Below are 17,970 nucleotides of genomic sequence, written 5' to 3' on the forward strand. Positions count from 1 at the left end.
ACCCACCGCCCTCAGTCGAAGGGCAGGACGTCGGGCGAGAGCGCACCGGCCTTCGCGCGCGCGGCGGTCATCCGCTTGCGGTGGTGGCGACGGCACAGCACCTCGTACCCGACCTGCGGGGTCGGGCGGTCGGGATCCTCGACGTCGCCCACCACGATGACCTCGCCCTCGGTGACCATCTCGCCGTCCTCGGTGCGGGCGTTGTGCGTGGCACGGGCGCCGCACCAGCACAGCGCCTCGACCTGGAGCGTCAGCACGCGGTCGGCCAGCTCGACGAGTCGCTGTGAGCCGCTGAACAGCCGCGTGCGGAAGTCGGTGAGGATGCCGAAGCAGAACACGTCGAGGTCGAGCTCGTCGGCGACCTTGGCCAGCTGCTCGACCTGGCGCGCGGTGTAGAACTGCGCCTCGTCGCACACGAGGTAGTCGACGCGGGCGCCGCTGGTCAGCTGGCCGACGACGTCGTCCCAGAAGTCCAGCTCCTCGGTGACCTCGACGGCGGACGTCGACAGCCCGAGGCGGCTCGACAGCGTGGCCTCGCCGGCACGGTCGTGCGAGGAGTAGATGCGGCCCACACGGCCGCGCGCCCGGTGGTTGTGATCGAGCTGGAGCGCCAGTGTGCTCTTGCCCGAGTCCATCGTGCCCGAGTAGAAGACCAGTTCGGCCACGGCGTCAGCCCGCCACGAGGACCGGGATGCGGCGCTCGCGGTCCGTGATGGAGCCGTGGAAGCCGCCCAGCAGCAGCTCGACGGCGAAGGCGTCGGAGGCGAACACCGCGAAGTCGTCGAGGGCAGCCACGACGACGTCGCCGAAGCGCCCGCGGACGGCGGGGTCGATCGGGCCGAACCACTCCTCCGCGTCGTCGCGCAGGCGGACCTCGACGCGGTCACCCAGCGCCTCGCGCCAGCGCGCGGCCACGGTGGCCTCGGCGCCGGAGCGCGTGTGGACGTGCCGGAACCGCGCCTCCCCCGCCACCAGCACGACGTCGTCGCGCAGCTCGGGGTGGTCGACGAGGTCGAAGCGGTCGTCCTTGGGGACGTCGACCATGCCGTGGTCGGCGGTGACCAGCAGCACGACGTCGGGCGGCAGCGCCGCGCGCAGGTCGGCGACGTCGCGGTCCACCTGGACGAGCGCCTTGCGCCACTCCTCGGAGTCGACGCCCGAGCCGTGGCCCGTGTGGTCGACGCTGGACTCGTAGGCGTAGACGAGGGCGCGGTCGTCGCGCTCGACGGCCTCGACGACGGCCGCGAGGCGGTCCCACGCGTGGCGCACGCCGACGAACGGCACGCCGCGCTGGCTGACCTGCGTGAGGCCGCTCAGCTCGAAGCGCGCGTCGTTGACGACGGTGACCGCGATGCGCTCGTCGGCCAGCTGCTTCAGCACGGTGGGGTACGGCTGCCACTCGGCGGGATCGATCCGGTCGTCCCACTGCAGCGTGTTGAGGAAGCGCGAGGTGCCCGGGATGCGACACGTGTAGCCCGCCATCCCGTGCTGGCCGGGCCGAAGGCCCGTGCCGAGCGACGTGAGGCTGACGGACGTGGTGGACGGGATGCCCGCGAGGACGCCGTCGATGTTCAGGCAGGACGACAGGAAGGGCGCCAGCTCGGCGTGCTCGCGCAGGAGGTCGAGGCCGAGGCCGTCGACGACCATGACGACGAAGCGCTTCGCCTGCGGGAGTCCCAGGACGTCGGTGAAGCCGCTCGCGCCGAGGGCGCCGCCCACCGAGGTCATGATCTCGTGGATGCCGGCGTGGGGCGTGGTCATCGAGCCTCGGTGACGGTCGTGGCGGCCGTGAGCGCGCGGGCGAACTCGAGCAGGCCGACGACGGCAGCACCGCCCTCGGCGGCGGCGCTCAGCCGCAGCGAGAAGTCGTCACCGGAGATCGAGCCGGTGTAGCCGTGGTCGGCCTCGCACTCGGGGTCGTCGCAGCGGGCGGGCTCGAGCTCGACCCGGGACACGGCGCCCCAGCCGATCGTCAGGAGCGCCTCCTCCAGCTGCTGTGTCTGCGCCGAGACCATGCGGGTGACGACGACGCCGGAGACGCGCGACAGCGGCACCGCCTCGACCGAGGTGGAGGTGTAGGGCTTCGGCAACAGCGTGTCGCCGGGGTGCTCGTCGGTGTGCGTCAGCAGCAGGCGCGTGGGCGTGAGGACCAGCACCGACATGTGCCGGCGGATCTCCTCACGGTCGAACGTGGGCTCGTGGTGCACGACGAACGACTCGACGGGCTCGGTGGCGAGGGCGTCCTCGAGGGCGCCCGCCACGATCTCCGGGTAGTAGCCACTGCGGGAGATCGACTCGTACAGGTCCTTCGTGCGGTCCGTGGTTCGGGTCACCGACCCAGCGTATCCGTCGCCGCATCGGGCTGACTCAGCCGCCGCACGTACCAGTCGCCGCGGCTGTCGGACGACGGGATCACCTTCGCGCGGGCACTCAGGGCCGTGTAGCCGTCGGGATTGACCAGCACCGGCTCGAGGTCGAGCGACACCACCTCGGGCAGGTCGTCCTTCAGGGCCGCGAGACGCAGCACGATGTCCTCGAGCGACGCGACGTCGACGGGCTCGCTGCCGTGGTGGCCGAACAGCAGCGGCGCCGCGCGGATGCCGCTGACCATCGTGCGGGCGTCGACGTCGGTGAGCGGCGGAATGCCGTAGCTGCGGTCCTCCAGCAACTCGCTGGGGGCGCCGGCGATGCCGAACGACACGAGCGGGCCGAAGAGACGGTCCTCCGTGGCGCGGAACGCGACCTGGACTCCGTCGGGCGCCGAGCGCTGGACGAAGAACGTGGTGTCGGCGCGGATGCCGCTCCACGTGGTCATCTCGTCCCAGGCCTCGGCCATGTCCTCGGCGTCGTGGATGCCCCGCCAGACGTGCGCGAGGTCGGGACGGGCGCGCAGGTGCTCGCTGCCGGCCTTGAGGACGACGTCCCAGCCGAGCTGCTCGCCGGCCGCGATCGCCTCCTCCTTGCTGTGCACGTTGGTCCAGGTCCACAGGTCGATGCCGTAGCAGGACAGCAGGTAGTGGACCTGCTCGGTGGACAGCACCGCGCCGCGCGGAGCGATCGTCAGCACGTCGCGGATCAGCGCCTTCGCGTCGCCGGAGCGGTGCTCGGCGGCGACGTGGTACTCGCCGTGGTCGCGCGAGGCCCACTCGGCGTAGTTCGTGGCACGGGCCAGCGCCTTCACGGCCGCTTCGGGCGCCGCGTACGACGGCACCGAGCCGCGGCCGGCCGAGCCGCCCTCGAGGTCGGGCACGCGCAGCAGCACCGGGATGCCCTTGCTGGCCAGGAACGTGGAGACGATCGGCTTGTCGGACTGCTCGCCGATCGCGGCCAGCACGGTGGCCACCGCGTCGCTGTCGGTGGTGATGGGCGGCGTGTAGACCACGACGAGCGCGTCGACGTCGGGGCGCGCGAGCGCGGCCTCGATGGCGACCTCGAACTCCTCGGCGCCGGCGGTGGCGCCCAGCGCGATGGGCGGGGCGACCTGGAGGCCCTGCGACTTCGCGGCGTCGGTGACGATCAGTCCCACGGCGTCGGAGTTGCCGACCACGGCGATGCGATTGCCGCGCGGCAGCGGCTGGTGGGCCAGCAGCTGGGCGACGTCGAACATCTCGTCGAGGTTGTCGACCTGGATCACGCCCGCCTGGCGGAACATCGCGTCGACCGCCTGCTGGGGCGCCGAGCTGCGGCGCACCGTGTGGCCGACGGGCACACCCTGGGTGGACCGGCCCGACTTCACCGCGACGATCGGCTTGACCTCCGAGACGCGGCGGGCCAGCCGCGAGAACTTGCGCGGGTTGCCGATGTACTCGAGGTACAGCAGCACGACGTCGGTGCTGTCGTCCTGCTGCCAGTACTGCAGGAGGTCGTTGCCCGAGACGTCGGCGCGGTTGCCGGCCGAGACGAAGGTGGACAGGCCCAGGCCGCGCGCGGAGACGGTCTCGAGGATCGCCGTGCCGAGGGCGCCGGACTGGCAGAAGAAGCCCGCGCGGCCGGGCGGCGGCATCGTGGCCGACAGCGAGGCGTTCAGCTGGACGTCGGAGGACGTGTTGATGATGCCCAGGCAGTTCGGGCCGATGAGGCGCAGGCCGTGGATGCGGCACGAGTGCAGCAGCTCCTGCTGGCGCGCGCGCCCCTCGGGACCCTCCTCGGCGAAGCCTGCCGAGATCACCACGAGGCCGTGGACGCCCTTGGCGGCGCAGTCGAGGACGACGTCGTTGACGTGCTCGGCCGGCACCGCGACGATCGCGATCTCGACCTCGCCCGGGATGTCGCGCACGGTCGGGTAGGCCGTGAGGCCCGAGACGGCCTCGGCCTGGGAGTTCACGGCGTAGACGGTGCCGCCGTAGTCGCCCAGCACGAGGTTGCGGACCATGGCCTGGCCGATCGAGCCGGCACGGCGGCTGGCGCCGACGACGGCGACGCTGCGGGCGCCGAAGATGCGGGCGATCGAGGCGGCCTCGGCGCGCTGCTCGCGCGAGCGCATGACGCCGAGCGCGGAGTCGGTGGGGTTGATCTCGAAGGTGAGGCGCTGCACGCCGTCCTCGAGGGTGCCGCTGATGGTGTAGCCCATCTCCCGGAACACCTGGAGCATGCGCACGTTCTCGGGCAGGACCTCGGCGGTGAACTCGGTGAAGCCGCGCTCGCGACCGGCCTGGGCGAGGTGCTCCAGCAGCAGCTGGCCGATGCCACGACCCTGGTGGGCGTCCTCGACGAGGAATGCGACCTCGGCCTCGTCGTCGGAGACGGCGTCGTAGCGGCCGACCGCGATGATGTCGTCCTGCTGCGTCACCACGAACGCGACGCGCTTGTAGTGGTCGACGGTGGTGAACCGCTGCACGTCGCGGTCGGACAGCCGCGGGTACGGGGCGAAGAAGCGGAAGTACTTCGACTCGGCCGAGACGCGGTCGTAGAACTCGACGAACTTCGGGGCGTCCTCGGGGACGATGGGGCGGATCTGAGCGACGCGCCCGTCCTTGAGCAGGACGTCGGCCTCCCACGCGGGGACCGGGTGGGGCATCAGGCTCGTCTCGACCGGTTCGCTGCCACTCACGGGCACAAACCTACCCCGCACGCGGCGGGTCGGGCGCACCCCGCGCGGGGCGGGGCGGGAGAATGGCCGGCGTGACTGGATCGAGCACCGAGACCGTGGACTTCGAGGAGCACATCCTCGACACCGACGTCGGCGACGAGATGCGCTCCAGCTTCCTCGAGTACGCCTACTCGGTGATCTACGCCCGGGCGCTGCCCGATGCGCGCGACGGCCTGAAGCCCGTCCAACGCCGCATCCTCTACACGATGGACGAGATGGGCCTGCGCCACGACCGTCCGCACGTGAAGAGCGCGCGCCCCGTCGGCGAGGTCATGGGCAAGCTGCACCCGCACGGCGACAGCGCGATCTACGACGCGCTCGTGCGTCTCGTCCAGCCGTGGGCGCTGCGGCTGCCGCTGCTGGACGGCCACGGCAACTTCGGCTCGCCCGACGACCCGCCCGCCGCGATGCGCTACACCGAGATCCGGATGGACCGCGCGGCCGAGGCGATGACCGCGTCGCTCGACGAGGACACGGTCGACTTCAAGCCGAACTACGACGGCCGCCTGCAGGAGCCCACCGTGCTCCCCGCCGCGATCCCCCAGCTGCTGGTCAACGGCGCGTCCGGCATCGCGGTCGGCATGGCCACGAACATCGCCCCGCACAACCTCATCGAGGTCGTCCAGGCGCTGCGCCACCTCATCGACCACCCCGACGCCGACCTCGACGCGCTCATGCGGTTCGTGCCCGGCCCCGACCTGCCCACGGGCGGCAAGATCGTCGGCCTCGACGGCATCCGCGACGCCTACGCCACCGGCAACGGCTCGTTCAAGATGCGCGCCACCACCCGCATCGAGAACGTGACGCCGCGCAGGAAGGGCATCGTCGTCACCGAGCTGCCCTACAACGTGGGCCCCGAGAAGGTCATCGAGTCGATCAAGAAGCTCGTCCAGGCCAAGAAGATCCAGGGCATCTCCGACCTGAAGAACCTCACCGACCGCACCCACGGGCTGCGGCTGGTGATCGAGATCAAGAACGGCATCGTCCCCGAGGCGCTGCTCGAGCAGCTGTACCGCCAGACGCCGCTGGAGACCTCGTTCGGCATCAACGCCGTCGCCCTCGTCGACGGCCAGCCGCGCACGCTCGGTCTGCGCGAGATGCTCACGGTCTACCTCGAGCACCGCATCGACGTCGTCCGCCGCCGCACCACGTTCCGCCGCACGAAGGCGGCGGACCGGCTGCACCTCGTCGACGGCCTGATGATCGCGATCCTCGACATCGACGAGGTCATCCAGCTGATCCGCTCCTCGGAGAACCGCGGCGAGGCGCGCCAGCGCCTCATGTCCGTCTTCGACCTCTCCGAGCTGCAGGCCGACTACATCCTCGACCTCCAGCTGGGCCGGCTGACGAAGTTCTCGCGGCTCGAGCTCGAGCGCGAGGCCGACGAGCTGCGCCGCCTCATCGAGGAGCTCGACGCGATCCTCGCCGACGAGGGCACGCTGCGCTCGGTCGTCGGCGACGAGCTCGCCCAGATGGCCCAGCAGTTCGGCACGCCGCGGCGCACCGTGCTGCTGGAGTCGGCGGGCGTTCCCGTGCCGATCGCCAAGGGCGGCTCGCTCGAGGTCCCCGACGACCCGTGCTGGGTGCTGCTGTCCTCCACGGGACTCGTGGCGCGGACGTCCGATGCCGAGCCGCTGGGCGACCACGGCCGCCGGGCCAAGCACGACACCGTGGTCGCCGCCGTCCGCGCCACCGCGCGCGGCCAGGTCGGCATCGTCACGTCCGCCGGCACGGTCCACCGCCTCGAGGTCGTCGACCTGCCGGCCCTGCCGCCCACGGCCGACTCCCCCCGCCTCCAGGGCGGCGTCCCGCTGGGCGAGCTGCTGAGCCTCGACGGCGACGCGCTCACGCTCATGACGTTCGACGAGGACGTGCCCGGGCTCGCACTCGGCACCCGCGACGGCGTCGTCAAGCGGGTCAAGCCCGACCACCTGTCGAACCGCGACTCGTGGGAGCTCATCCGGCTGGAGGACGGCGACAAGGTGGTCGGCGCGGTGCCGCTGACCACGGGCGAGGAGGAGCTGGCGTTCGTCACCTCCGAGGCCCAGCTGCTGCACTTCCCCGCCTCGCTCGTGCGCCCTCAGGGCCGCAGCGGCGGCGGCGTCGCCGGCGTCAAGCTCGGCGGCGGTGCCCACGTGGTCGCGTTCGGCGCGGTGTCCGACGTCGAGTCGGCCCACGTCGTCACGGTGGCCGGCAGCTCCGACGCGCTTCCCGGCACGCAGGCCGGCTCGGCCAAGGTGAGCCCGTTCGCGATCTACCCGGGCAAGGGTCGCGGCACCGGCGGCGTCCGCTGCCAGCGCCTGCTGAGCGGTGAGGACGCCCTGGTGTTCGCGTGGGTCGGCGACGGCACCCCGGTGGCCTCCGCGGCCAGCGGCTCGCCGGTCGACCTGCCCGAGCCGGTGGAGAAGCGCGACGCCTCAGGCACTCCGGTGGGCCAGCCGATCACGGGCGTCTCATCGGCCGCGGCCTCCTTGCCGGGGGCGCGAGACGTGTCAGACTGACCGACGTGTTTCCTCGACTGCTGACCGCGACGATCCTGAGCAGCGCCCTGCTGCTGACCGCCTGCACCGGCGACGACTCCGACTCCGGCGACCCCGCCGAGCGCCTCGACGCCGCCTCACAGGCGCTGGCGGAGGCCGAGTCGTTCGACATCTCCCTCAGCACGAAGGAGCTGCCCAGCGGGCAGCGCGGGCTGCTCTCGGCGGACGGCGTCGGCGACCAGTCCCCCGCCTTCCAGGGCGACGTGAAGGTGGTCGCCGGTGGCGCCACCCTCGCGGCCGAGGTGATCTCGGTCGACGGCAAGACCTACGCCAAGACCGGCTTCTCGCCCGTCTGGGCGCCCCTCGACCCCGCCTCGCTCGGCGCACCCGACCCGGCCGACCTGGTGGGCACCGACGCCGACTCCGGACTCGCCGGCCTGCTGAAGGCCACCGAGGACGTCGAGGCCGGCGACCAGTCCCGCGACGGCGACCTCGTCCTCACCGAGATCACCGGCGACCTGCCCGGCGAGCGCATCGCGCAGCTGATCCCCACGGCCGACAAGACCGAGGACTTCGACGTCACGTACCGGCTCACCGACGACGACGAGCTGCACGACGCCAAGATCACCGGCCCGTTCTACGGCGGCGAGGACGTGACCTACACGCTGCGGCTGGAACCGCGCGACGAGCCCGCCGGCATCGAGGCTCCCTGAGCCGGTGGCGATGAAGGAGCTCGCGTCCCGCGGGCTGCTCGCGCTCGCGGCGGTGGCCATCGGCTTCGCCGCCGCGGACACGTACGTCGTCGTCCTGGCGCTGCCGGACATGATGACGGCCGCCGGCCTCACGGTCGCCGAGCTGCAGCGGGCCGCGCCGATCATCTCGGGGTTCCTGCTCGGCTACGTGGCGGTCCTGCCGCTCATCGGCCGGGTCTCGGACCTGCGCGGACGGGTTCCCGTGCTGATCGGCTGCCTCGTGATCTTCGCGATCGGCTCGGTGATCACGGCGGCGGGCTACGACCTCACCACGATCGTGCTCGGACGGCTGATCCAGGGCATCGGCGGGGGCGGGCTCATCCCGCCGACCCTCGCGCTCATCGCCGACACGTGGCCCGCCGAGCGGCGCGGGCTGCCGCTGGGCATCGTCGGCGCCGTCCAGGAGCTCGGCAGCGTCGTCGGCCCGCTCTGGGGCGCGGCGATCCTCGCCTTCGGCACGTGGCACGACATCTTCTGGCTCAATGCGGCGGTCGGTCTCCTCATCGGCGCCGCCCTCCTGCGTCACCGCCCCGCCGAGCACGAGCGAGGCTGGGACGTGCCCGGCCTGCTCCTGGCGCTGCTGGCGGGCGGCTGTCTCCTGCTGGTGATGCTCGAGCCCGAGCGGCTCACCACCGGTGTCACGAGCGGGCTGGCGTTCCTGCCGGTGGCCGGCGACTCGCGGTGGCTCACGCCGCTCGCCCTCGTCGGCTACGGCCTGCTCGTGGCCTTCGCGGTGCGCCAGGCCACCGCAGCCCGTCCGCTGCTCGCGTGGCGCGCATGGGGCGAGGTGGCACGCCAGACCGACCTGTGGGGCGCCACGGCGCTCACGGTGGCCCTCGGAGCCGTCATCCTGACGTTCGCCAGCGCGGAGCCCGAGCAGGCCGTCGTGTCCGAGGACGCGATCGTGCTGCTGCCGGTCGCGGCGATCGCGCTCGGTCTCTTCGTCTGGCGCGGACGGCACGCGGCGCACCCGCTCATCCCCCGTGACTCACTCACCGCCACTCCTGCGTGGGGCTCCATCGCGGTCTCGTTCTTCGTCGGCTCCGCGCTGATCGCCGCGCTCGTCGACATCCCGTTCTTCGCGCGCCTGACGATCGCGCCCGACGACCAGCTCGAGGCCGCGCTCGTGCTGCTGCGTTTCCTCGTCGCCCTGCCGGTCGGCGCCGTCCTGGGCGGCTGGCTGCTGCGGCACCTGCCGGCCGGGCCGCTGACCGGTGCCGCCCTCGCCCTCTCGGGAGGCTGCTTCCTCGTCATGGCGACGTGGGACCAGAAGTCGCTCGAGTCGTTCACGTCGACGATCGTGCTGGCGGCGTGCGGCCTCGGCTTCGGGCTCGCGATCGCGCCGGTGAACGCCGCGCTGCTCGAGCACACGGCCGACGACGTGCACGGCCTGGCGAGCGCGCTGCTCGTTGTCGCGCGGATGGTGGGCATGCTGATCGGCATCTCCGCCCTGACCACGCTCGGCCTGCGGGCGTTCCACTCCGCGGTGGAGCGGATCCCGCCCATCGAGGAGCTCTGCAACGGCTCGGCCACCGCGTGCCGCGCCTACAACGGGGCGATGCGCGACGCCGGGATCGCGCAGTTGCAGGCCGTCTTCACCGGCGCCGCGGTGGCGGCGTTCGTCGCGGCGGCCCTCGCCCTGCTGCTCCTGCGCCGGCGCGCTAGTTTCTCCTCATGACCACCTCTTTCGACGACCTGCTGGAAGCGAACCGGCGCTACGCCCAGGACCACGAGGGAGGCTTCGACGGCATCGCCCGTGCGGGCGTCCTCATGGTGACCTGCATGGACTCGCGCATCGATCCCCTCGCCATGATCGGCCTCCAGGAGGGCGACGCGAAGATCCTGCGCAACCCCGGCGGCCGCGTCACCGACCAGGTCCTCGTCGCGATCGTGCTGGGCGTGAGCCTGCTGCAGGTCAAGCGCGTCCTGGTCATCGAGCACACCCGCTGCGCCATGGCCTCCTCCACCGAGGAGCAGGTCAAGGAGCGCGTCGCGGAGTTCACCGGCACCGACGCCTCGTGGATGTCGATCGGTGTCATCGAGGACCAGCAGGCCACGATCCGCGCCGACGTGCACAAGGTCCGCAGCCACCCGCTCGTCCCCGACTCCGTCGAGGTCGGCGGCTTCCTCTACGACGTCGACAGCGGCCTGCTGACCCCCGTCGACTGACTCATGCCTGAGCGGTGAGCCGTCAACCGCTCCCGCGAAGGTCGCGGTGGCCCACCAACCGCATCGCGACCCATTACGGTTGGCAGCTCACCGCTCCAGACGCGCGTTGCACCCTCGGCGCTTAGCGGCGGTAGGCCGAGTAGGCGACCCGGCGCCCGCGGCGGAGCCATCCCGGGTCCGGGAGCCACCCCCGACCTGTGTCGTAGCCAGTCTCGCTGACGAACTCGCCGCTCAGCAGCGTGACGTCGGCGCGAGAGCGGCCCGGCCCGAAGGTCTCCACGACGTGTCCCGCGACGACGGCACGCGCCAGCTCCCAGATGAACTCGACGTCCTCCACCGCAGCGCCGAGCTCCCACCGTCCGCCGTGGCGGCCGGCCTGCACCTGCAGCGCTTCGACGGCATCGGAGTCAGACCAGAACTCGATCCAGTGGAAGCCGAGAGCGCCCGGAGCGATCGGTGCCACATCGACGAACCGCATGCCCGGCGCCTCGCTGGTCGTGACAGTGGCAAGACCGGCACAGGACCGCATCACGTCCTCTCGCAGCATCGTCAGCCGAAGCTGGACCTCGTCGTCCATCCCGAGTCGGGTCAGGCGTCGATGAGCTCGGAGTCGATCTCGTAGGCGCCCTGGATGATGAACTCCTTGCGCGGCGGGACCTCGTTGCCCATGAGCAGCTCGAAGACGTCGGCGGCGGCCTCGGCGTCGTCCACGGTGAGGCGGCGCAGGGTGCGGTGGCGCGGGTCCATCGTGGTCTCGGCCAGCTGGTCGGCGTCCATCTCGCCCAGGCCCTTGTAGCGCTGAGGCGCGTCCTTCCAGCGGATGTTGCGCTTCTTCAGCTCGGCCAGCTTCCGCTGCAGCTCGGGATCGGAGTACGTGTAGATGTACTTGTCCTGCCCCTTCTTGGGCGAGACGAGCTCGATCCGGTGCAACGGCGGGACGGCGGTGTAGACGCGGCCGGCCTCCACCATCGGGCGCATGTAGCGGAAGAACAGCGTCGCCAGCAGGCAGCGGATGTGGGCGCCGTCGGAGTCGGCGTCAGCCATGAAGATGATCCGGCCGTACCGCGCCGCGTCGAGGTCGAACGTGCGGCCCGAGCCGGCGCCCACCACCTGGATGATCGACGAGCACTCGGCGTTCTTCAGCATGTCGCCGATGCTGGCCTTCTGGACGTTGAGGATCTTGCCGCGGATCGGCAGCAGCGCCTGGAACTCGGCGTCGCGCGCCGACTTCGCGGTGCCGAGGGCCGAGTCGCCCTCCACGATGAACAGCTCGGAGCGTTCGACGTCGTTGCTGCGGCAGTCGGCGAGCTTCGCCGGCAGGGCGCTCGACTCGAGCGCGTTCTTGCGGCGCTGGGTGTCGCGGTGCTGACGCGCCGCCAGGCGCGTGCGCGACGCGCCGACGACCTTCTCCATCACCTGGCGCGCCTTGGCCTTCTGCGCGGTCTTGGTGGAGGTCAGGAACGCCTTGAGCTCGCGCGCCACGATCTTGTTGACGATGCGGGTGACCGGCGGCGTGCCGAGCACCTCCTTCGTCTGGCCCTCGAACTGCGGCTCGGCGAGGTTCACGGTGACGACGGCGGTGAGCCCCTCGAGCACGTCGTCCTTGATGACGTCGGGGTCGCCGTTCTTGAGCATGCGGGAGCTCCGCAGGACCTCGTTGAACGTCTTGGTGACGCCGCGCTCGAAGCCCGACACGTGGGTGCCGCCCTTGGGCGTGGCGATGATGTTGACGAACGACTTCACGACGGTGTCGTAGTCGGTGCCCCACCGCAGCGCGATGTCGACGCCGAGCGTGCGCTCGACGTCCTGGGGCGTCATGTGGCCCTTCTCGTCGAGCACGGGCACGGTCTCGACGAAGGTGTCCTCGCCCTGGATGCGCAGCACCTCCGAGACGGGCCCGTCGGGCGCCAGGAAGTCGCAGAACTCCGAGATGCCGCCCTCGTGGAAGAAGTCCTCCTCGCGCGGCTCGTCGGCGCGCTCGTCGCGGATGCGGATGCGCAGGCCGGGCACGAGGAAGGAGGTCTGGCGGGCGCGGGCGACGAGGTCCTCGTAGGAGAACTTGGCGCCCTTGATGAAGATCTGCGGGTCGGCCCAGTAGCGGACGCGCGTGCCCGTGCGCGCCCTCGCGACCTTGCCGATCTTGCGCAGCGTGTTGTCGGGGGTGAAGTCCGCGTCGGCGCCGTCGCCGGCGAACACGCCGGGCACGCCACGGCGGAAGGACATGGCCCACGTGGCGCCGCCCTTGTCGACCTCGACGTCGAGGCGCGCCGAGAGCGCGTTCACGACGGAGGCGCCGACGCCGTGCAGACCGCCGGTGGCGTTGTACGAGCCGCCGCCGAACTTTCCGCCCGCGTGCAGCTTCGTGTAGACGACCTCGACGCCGGTGAGGCCCGTCTTCGGCTCGATGTCGACCGGCACGCCGCGTCCGTCGTCGCGGACCTCCACCGAGCCGTCGCCGTGGAGCAGGACGTCGATGTGCGCGCCGTGACCGGTCAGCGCCTCGTCGACGGAGTTGTCGATGATCTCCCACAGGCAGTGCATGAGGCCGCGCGTGTCCGTCGAGCCGATGTACATGCCGGGTCGCTTGCGTACCGCTTCGAGCCCCTCGAGGACGAGCAGATTGCGTGCGTCGTACGTGGAAATGTCCGGTTCCTCCTCATCGATTCCCCCGGCTCTCACGGTATCGAGCCGGCCCCACCGGATCGCACGTGACACGCCCCCTCGGCGCGTCCGACGCGCGTTTGGCCGGATGAGGGAGTATTCATGGTGATGTTCGACGACACCCGACGAAATGAGGACACCGTGACGGCCACTGCCGAGTTCCCCGCCCTCACCGCCTCCGACCGCTGCGACCGCTGCGGTGCGCAGGCGCTGGTTCGCGTCGAACTGCCCTCGGGCGCCGACCTGGTCTTCTGCGGCCACCACGCCCGACTGCACGAGACGCGACTGCGCGAGATCGCCGTCGACTACCACGACGAGAGCGACCGACTCACGGTCTGAGGCGCACCCGCCCCAGCCGAGAACGACGACGGCGCCGAACCCCGAGGGGTCCGGCGCCGTTCTCGTCGCTCAGTACCTGAGGCTCAGTACTTGAAGACGCCGTACGACTTCGTCTGGGTGACCGAGCGCCAGTGCTCGACGTAGGCGTCGTACACGTCGGGGTCGGTCGTGATGGTCGTGATCTCGTCACTGGCCACCAGGTTCGAGCCCGTCAGGTTGGCCGAGCCGGCCAGCACGAGCTTGACGCGCGCACCGGACTTGGGCCAGACGCCGCCACCGGGCAGGCGCTCCTCGGGGTTCATCTTGTTCCGCTTGAGCTTCGCGTCGACCAGGATCGCCTTGTCGTGGATCTGCGCGTAGGCCGCGTCGACCTCGGTGCGCGAGGTCTTGAGCACGTCGAGGATCGGCTTGCACACGCGCAGCAGCTGGCGGCAGTGCTCGAGATAGTTCTTCTTCAGGTCGTCCTTGAAGGCCACGACCGACACACGGCAGCCACCGTTGTTGAGCGCCGCCAGCTTGTACGCCAGCGCGATTCGGCGGTACTTGAAGCGGTTCTCCATGACGCGGATGCGGCACTGCTCGTCGGGGACGATGCGGTTCAGCATGTTGAGGATCGGGTCGCGGCCGTTGGTGGGCGTCGCGCGCAGCGGCGTGACGTGGACCGTGTAGTTCGAGAGGTTCGAGTACAGCAGGCCGCGCTTGGCGTAGGCGCTGGAGTAGCCGTCGCGGGTGGCGGTGCGGTAGCCGTAGCGCGTGCTGCGCTTGGCGATGTAGCGACCGTAGTCCGAGCCGATGCGGCGCTCGGCCCACATGTCCTTCCAGACGCCGCGCATCTGGTACCAGAGCTTCTTGTCGTTGTAGACCGTGCTGCCGTTGTTGTACGTGCGCTCGGCGCTGCGGCCGCCGAAGTTCGTCGAGCCCGTCCACACGACGCCCTTGGCGCGCTTGTTGCTGCGCGTGTAGGTGTCGCTGACCATGACGATCTTGGAGTGCATGATCGCGCCGTTGACACGCGAGAGGCAGGCCATCGACTTGCCGTTGGAGCAGATGCGGAACTTGCCGTACTTCGTGGCGTTCAGCTGCTTGCGCAGCTTCTTCGAGGCGCCCGACAGGTGCGCGTTCGGGTGGATGAACTGCACGTTGACGCCGGCCTTCGCGGCGCGGACGAGCTCGCGGCCGATGCGGACCGAGTCCTCCATGCGCGAGTTGGCGGCGTAGACCGAGGTGGCGCGGCGCTGCTTCTTGCTCTTGTACTTGCCCTGCGGGGTCTTGTACGAGCCGCGGATGAGGCGCTCGAGGTCGTTCAGCAGGGAGTAGTCGCGGTTCGAGGCGCCGCGGTCGAAGTACGGACGCGAGAAGTTGGCCTCGACCTCGACCGGGTAGGCCGCGCCGTAGGGGCGACCGCGGACCGTGGTGGCGGCCGGCGCGACGGCCTGCGGGGTCACCGCCTGGGTCTCGACCCGGGGCGCCTCCTCCGTCGGCGCCGCCTGCGGCTCGACGGCCGCGGCGGGGTCGGCGACCTCGGTCTCGTCCGCTCCGAACGTGGTGGAAGCGGCGACGAGCGGCAGCACGAGCGCACCGAGGGCGGCGACACTCGCGAGTCGAAGTCGATGACTGACGGACACGGTGGAACTCCCCCGAGACGACAACAAGCGGTCGCGACAGCCTAACCCATGGCCGCGTGGGGTCACGGGACCGCGGCGGCCGGGCGCCGCGTCGGTATAGTCCAGCGGGTGGCGCGCATTCTCCTGAAGGTCCACCACCCCACGCTGGAACCGGCCGACGCCGCCACCGTCCTCGAGCGCAACCTCATCGGCAACAACGTCGGGAACCTGGCCTTCAGCCACGCCTCCGAGCGGCTCCTGACGCACCCCGGCGACGACGTCACCGCAGCGCCCACGGGCCCGTGGTTCGCCGACCCCGCTCGGGTGAACCGCGAGTTCGACCACGTGGTCTTCCCGCTCGCCAACCACTTCCGCGCCTCCAACCTCAAGGCCCTCGACCGCCAGTCGACCGCGATCGAGCAGCTCACCACCGGCTTCACCGTGCTGGGGGTCGGGGCGCAGGCCGACCTCGACGGCAACGCGCCCCGCGCGGAGCGCGAGGCCGTCGAGAAGGCCACCCGGCGCTTCGTCCGTGCGGTCCTGGAGCGCGGCCCGTCGATCGGCGTCCGCGGCGACTTCACCAAGGAGTACCTCGTCGGCCTGGGCTTCGACGACTCCGAGGTCGACGTCATCGGCTGTCCCTCGATGTTCCTCCACGGCCCCGAGCTGCCGCTGCGGCTCCCCGACGCGGTCGCGGCCGACGACCCGATCGCGATCACCATCTCTCCCTACGTGACCGAGATGGGGCCGATCCTCGAGCAGAGCCTGCGGCGGCACCGGCACCTGACCTACATCGGCCAGGACGTCCACACGCTGCGGCTGCTGCTGCGCGGGACGTCGCTGTCCGGCGACGACCCCCGACTGCCGCTCTCCCCCGAGCACCCGGTCTTCGCTCCCGGTCGCACGGTGTTCCCGCTCAACATCCCCGCGTGGCAGGAGTTCCTGCGCAGCCAGCGGTTCGCGTTCGGCACGCGGATCCACGGCACGATCGTGTCGTTGATCTCCGGCACGCCCGCGGTCCTGCTCGCGCACGACTCGCGCACCCTCGAGCTGGCGCGGTACCACCGCATCCCGTTCGTGCGGCTCGACGAGCGCGACCCGTCCGAGGTCTCGGTGCCGGACCTGTTCGCGCAGGCCGACTGGTCCGCGCTCGTCGACGGTCACCGCGAGCGATGGGACACCTACGCGGCATTCCTCGAGCGTCACGGGCTCCGGCACGGGTTCGGTCCCGCAGGCGGGGTCGAGCGCTTCGACGCCGCCGCCGCGGCCGTGGCCGCCGACCCGGGCTTCCCGCCCGTGGTCCGGTCGAACGCCGGCCCGGTCTCCCCCGCCCGTCGCCTCGCCCGCGCGGTGCGCCGCCGCCTCCGCTGACCGACGTTCCGCACGCGACTCTCACACGCAGAACGGCCCGCGACCGTGAGGTCGCGGGCCGTTCGCCGTGGGGTGAGGCTCAGTCGAGGTAGTCGCGCAGGACCTGCGAGCGCGACGGGTGACGCAGCTTGCTCATCGTCTTGGACTCGATCTGGCGGATGCGCTCGCGCGTGACGCCGTAGACCTTGCCGATCTCGTCGAGCGTCTTGGGCTGGCCGTCGGTGAGGCCGAAGCGCATCGAGACGACGCCCGACTCACGCTCGCTCAGGGTGTCGAGCACGGCGTGCAGCTGCTCCTGGAGCAGGGTGAACGACACGGCGTCGGCCGGGACGATCGCCTCGGAGTCCTCGATGAGGTCGCCGAACTCGCTGTCGCCGTCCTCGCCCAGCGGCGTGTGGAGGCTGATCGGCTCGCGACCGTACTTCTGGACCTCGACGACCTTCTCGGGCGTCATGTCCAGCTCGACCGCCAGCTCCTCCGGGGTGGGCTCGCGGCCCAGGTCCTGGAGCATCTGGCGCTGGACGCGGGCCAGCTTGTTGATGACCTCGACCATGTGCACCGGGATGCGGATGGTGCGCGCCTGGTCGGCCATGGCGCGGGTGATGGCCTGACGGATCCACCACGTGGCGTACGTGGAGAACTTGAAGCCCTTAGTGTAGTCGAACTTCTCGACCGCACGGATGAGGCCCAGGTTGCCCTCCTGGATCAGGTCCAGGAAGAGCATGCCGCGGCCGGTGTAGCGCTTGGCCAGCGAGACGACGAGTCGCAGGTTGGCCTCGAGCAGGTGGTTCTTGGCGCGGCGACCGTCGATGATGATCCAGTCGAGCTCCTCGCGGAGCTTGTCCGCGACGCGCTTGGACTTGGCGAGCTTCTCCTCGGCGAACAGGCCGGCCTCGATGCGCTTGGCGAGCTCGACCTCCTCGGCGGCGGTCAGCAGCGCGACCTTGCCGATCTGCTTGAGGTAGTCCTTGACGGGGTCGGCGGTGGCGCCGGCCACGGTCACCTGGACCGCGGGCTCGTCGGTGTCGTCGGCCGAGGAGAGCGTGAAGCTGGCCTCCTCGTCCTCCTTCAGCGTGGGGTCTTCCTTCAGGTCCTTCTCGAAGACCTCGTCGGCGATGTCCGGAAGGACCTTCTTGCCGTCGGCGTCGACCGCCGGCTTCGTCTCGAGCACGTCGGCCAGATCGACCTGGTCGCCGAGGACGACCTCGCCGCCCTTCGCGGCAGCAGCCTTCTTCACGGGCGCCTTCTTGGCGGCGGCCTTCTTCGCCGGAGCCTTCTTGGCGGGGGCCTTCTTCACGGCGGAGCTCGCGTCGGTGACCTCCTCCGACGCGCTCGCGGCCTTCTTGGACGCCGGTGCAGGCGCCTTCTTCGTGGTCGCTGCCTTCGCGGTCTGGGCGGCACGAGTCACCGGATCATCAACCTCACAACGTCGTTCGGGGCATGACAATGAGGCCTGCGGTCAACCTCTGGCACCAGTGTGCCACGGTGCCCAAGACGGACGGGTA

The 17,970-nt window shown here is 71.0% G+C and carries 14 protein-coding genes; 6 read left to right on the top strand and 8 right to left on the bottom strand.

The features are described from left to right. Nucleotides 1–11 precede the first annotated feature (11 nt). Genes BJ975_RS08485 through BJ975_RS08500 form a run of 4 tightly spaced genes read right to left on the bottom strand, consistent with a single transcriptional unit; the run spans nucleotide 12 to nucleotide 5,050 of the window. Nucleotides 12–665, bottom strand: a complete 654-nt coding sequence (locus BJ975_RS08485; protein WP_179424866.1) for a thymidine kinase — start codon at nucleotides 663–665, stop codon at nucleotides 12–14. 4 nt (nucleotides 666–669) lie between these two features. Next, nucleotides 670–1,761: an alkaline phosphatase family protein gene (locus BJ975_RS08490; protein WP_179424868.1), complete on the bottom strand. Its 1,092-nt coding sequence runs from the start codon at nucleotides 1,759–1,761 to the stop codon at nucleotides 670–672. After that, the gene (locus BJ975_RS08495) at nucleotides 1,758–2,333 is read right to left on the bottom strand and encodes a DUF5998 family protein (protein WP_179424870.1); all 576 of its coding nucleotides are present in this window, start codon (nucleotides 2,331–2,333) and stop codon (nucleotides 1,758–1,760) included. The genes BJ975_RS08490 and BJ975_RS08495 overlap by 4 nt, the downstream gene beginning before the upstream one ends. Further along, the gene (locus BJ975_RS08500) at nucleotides 2,330–5,050 is read right to left on the bottom strand and encodes a GNAT family N-acetyltransferase (protein WP_325064606.1); all 2,721 of its coding nucleotides are present in this window, start codon (nucleotides 5,048–5,050) and stop codon (nucleotides 2,330–2,332) included. The genes BJ975_RS08495 and BJ975_RS08500 overlap by 4 nt, the downstream gene beginning before the upstream one ends. Nucleotides 5,051–5,112: 62 nt before the next feature. Between BJ975_RS08500 and BJ975_RS08505 the strand changes: the two genes are divergently transcribed. The 4 genes from BJ975_RS08505 to BJ975_RS08520 are packed head-to-tail and all read left to right on the top strand — an operon-like array spanning nucleotide 5,113 to nucleotide 10,490. Beyond that, a complete protein-coding gene (locus BJ975_RS08505; RefSeq protein ID WP_179424872.1) occupies nucleotides 5,113–7,590 on the top strand; it encodes a DNA gyrase/topoisomerase IV subunit A in 2,478 nt (825 codons plus the stop codon). 5 nt (nucleotides 7,591–7,595) lie between these two features. Continuing rightward, nucleotides 7,596–8,282, top strand: coding sequence for an LppX_LprAFG lipoprotein (locus BJ975_RS08510; RefSeq protein WP_179424883.1), 687 nt, complete (start codon nucleotides 7,596–7,598; stop codon nucleotides 8,280–8,282). A gap of 10 nt (nucleotides 8,283–8,292) precedes the next feature. Continuing rightward, on the top strand, nucleotides 8,293–9,999 hold the full coding sequence (locus tag BJ975_RS08515) for an MFS transporter (RefSeq protein ID WP_179428150.1): 1,707 nt from the start codon (nucleotides 8,293–8,295) through the stop codon (nucleotides 9,997–9,999). Further along, the gene (locus tag BJ975_RS08520) at nucleotides 9,996–10,490 is read left to right on the top strand and encodes a beta-class carbonic anhydrase (RefSeq protein WP_179424885.1); all 495 of its coding nucleotides are present in this window, start codon (nucleotides 9,996–9,998) and stop codon (nucleotides 10,488–10,490) included. The genes BJ975_RS08515 and BJ975_RS08520 overlap by 4 nt, the downstream gene beginning before the upstream one ends. A 121-nt stretch (nucleotides 10,491–10,611) precedes the next feature. Here the strand turns inward: BJ975_RS08520 and BJ975_RS08525 are convergent, their stop codons facing one another. Both BJ975_RS08525 and BJ975_RS08530 read right to left on the bottom strand, forming a co-directional pair. Beyond that, on the bottom strand, nucleotides 10,612–10,968 hold the full coding sequence (locus BJ975_RS08525; protein WP_179424887.1) for a hypothetical protein: 357 nt from the start codon (nucleotides 10,966–10,968) through the stop codon (nucleotides 10,612–10,614). Nucleotides 10,969–11,078: 110 nt separating this feature from the next. Then, the gene (locus tag BJ975_RS08530) at nucleotides 11,079–13,205 is read right to left on the bottom strand and encodes a DNA gyrase/topoisomerase IV subunit B (RefSeq protein WP_179424889.1); all 2,127 of its coding nucleotides are present in this window, start codon (nucleotides 13,203–13,205) and stop codon (nucleotides 11,079–11,081) included. Between the two features lie 54 nt (nucleotides 13,206–13,259). On the opposite strand from BJ975_RS08530, the gene BJ975_RS08535 reads away from it, so the two are divergent. Then, nucleotides 13,260–13,490, top strand: coding sequence for a DUF7455 domain-containing protein (locus tag BJ975_RS08535; protein WP_179428152.1), 231 nt, complete (start codon nucleotides 13,260–13,262; stop codon nucleotides 13,488–13,490). Nucleotides 13,491–13,573: 83 nt separating this feature from the next. Here the strand turns inward: BJ975_RS08535 and BJ975_RS08540 are convergent, their stop codons facing one another. Continuing rightward, nucleotides 13,574–15,115, bottom strand: a complete 1,542-nt coding sequence (locus BJ975_RS08540) for a phospholipase D-like domain-containing protein (RefSeq protein ID WP_179424891.1) — start codon at nucleotides 15,113–15,115, stop codon at nucleotides 13,574–13,576. A gap of 108 nt (nucleotides 15,116–15,223) precedes the next feature. On the opposite strand from BJ975_RS08540, the gene BJ975_RS08545 reads away from it, so the two are divergent. Beyond that, a complete protein-coding gene (locus tag BJ975_RS08545; protein ID WP_179424893.1) occupies nucleotides 15,224–16,465 on the top strand; it encodes a polysaccharide pyruvyl transferase family protein in 1,242 nt (413 codons plus the stop codon). A gap of 79 nt (nucleotides 16,466–16,544) precedes the next feature. Here the strand turns inward: BJ975_RS08545 and BJ975_RS08550 are convergent, their stop codons facing one another. Then, on the bottom strand, nucleotides 16,545–17,873 hold the full coding sequence (locus BJ975_RS08550) for an RNA polymerase sigma factor (protein ID WP_179424895.1): 1,329 nt from the start codon (nucleotides 17,871–17,873) through the stop codon (nucleotides 16,545–16,547). Nucleotides 17,874–17,970: the final 97 nt, after the last annotated feature.

Source organism: Aeromicrobium tamlense (genome assembly GCF_013408555.1).
GTDB classification, from domain to species: domain Bacteria; phylum Actinomycetota; class Actinomycetes; order Propionibacteriales; family Nocardioidaceae; genus Aeromicrobium; species Aeromicrobium tamlense.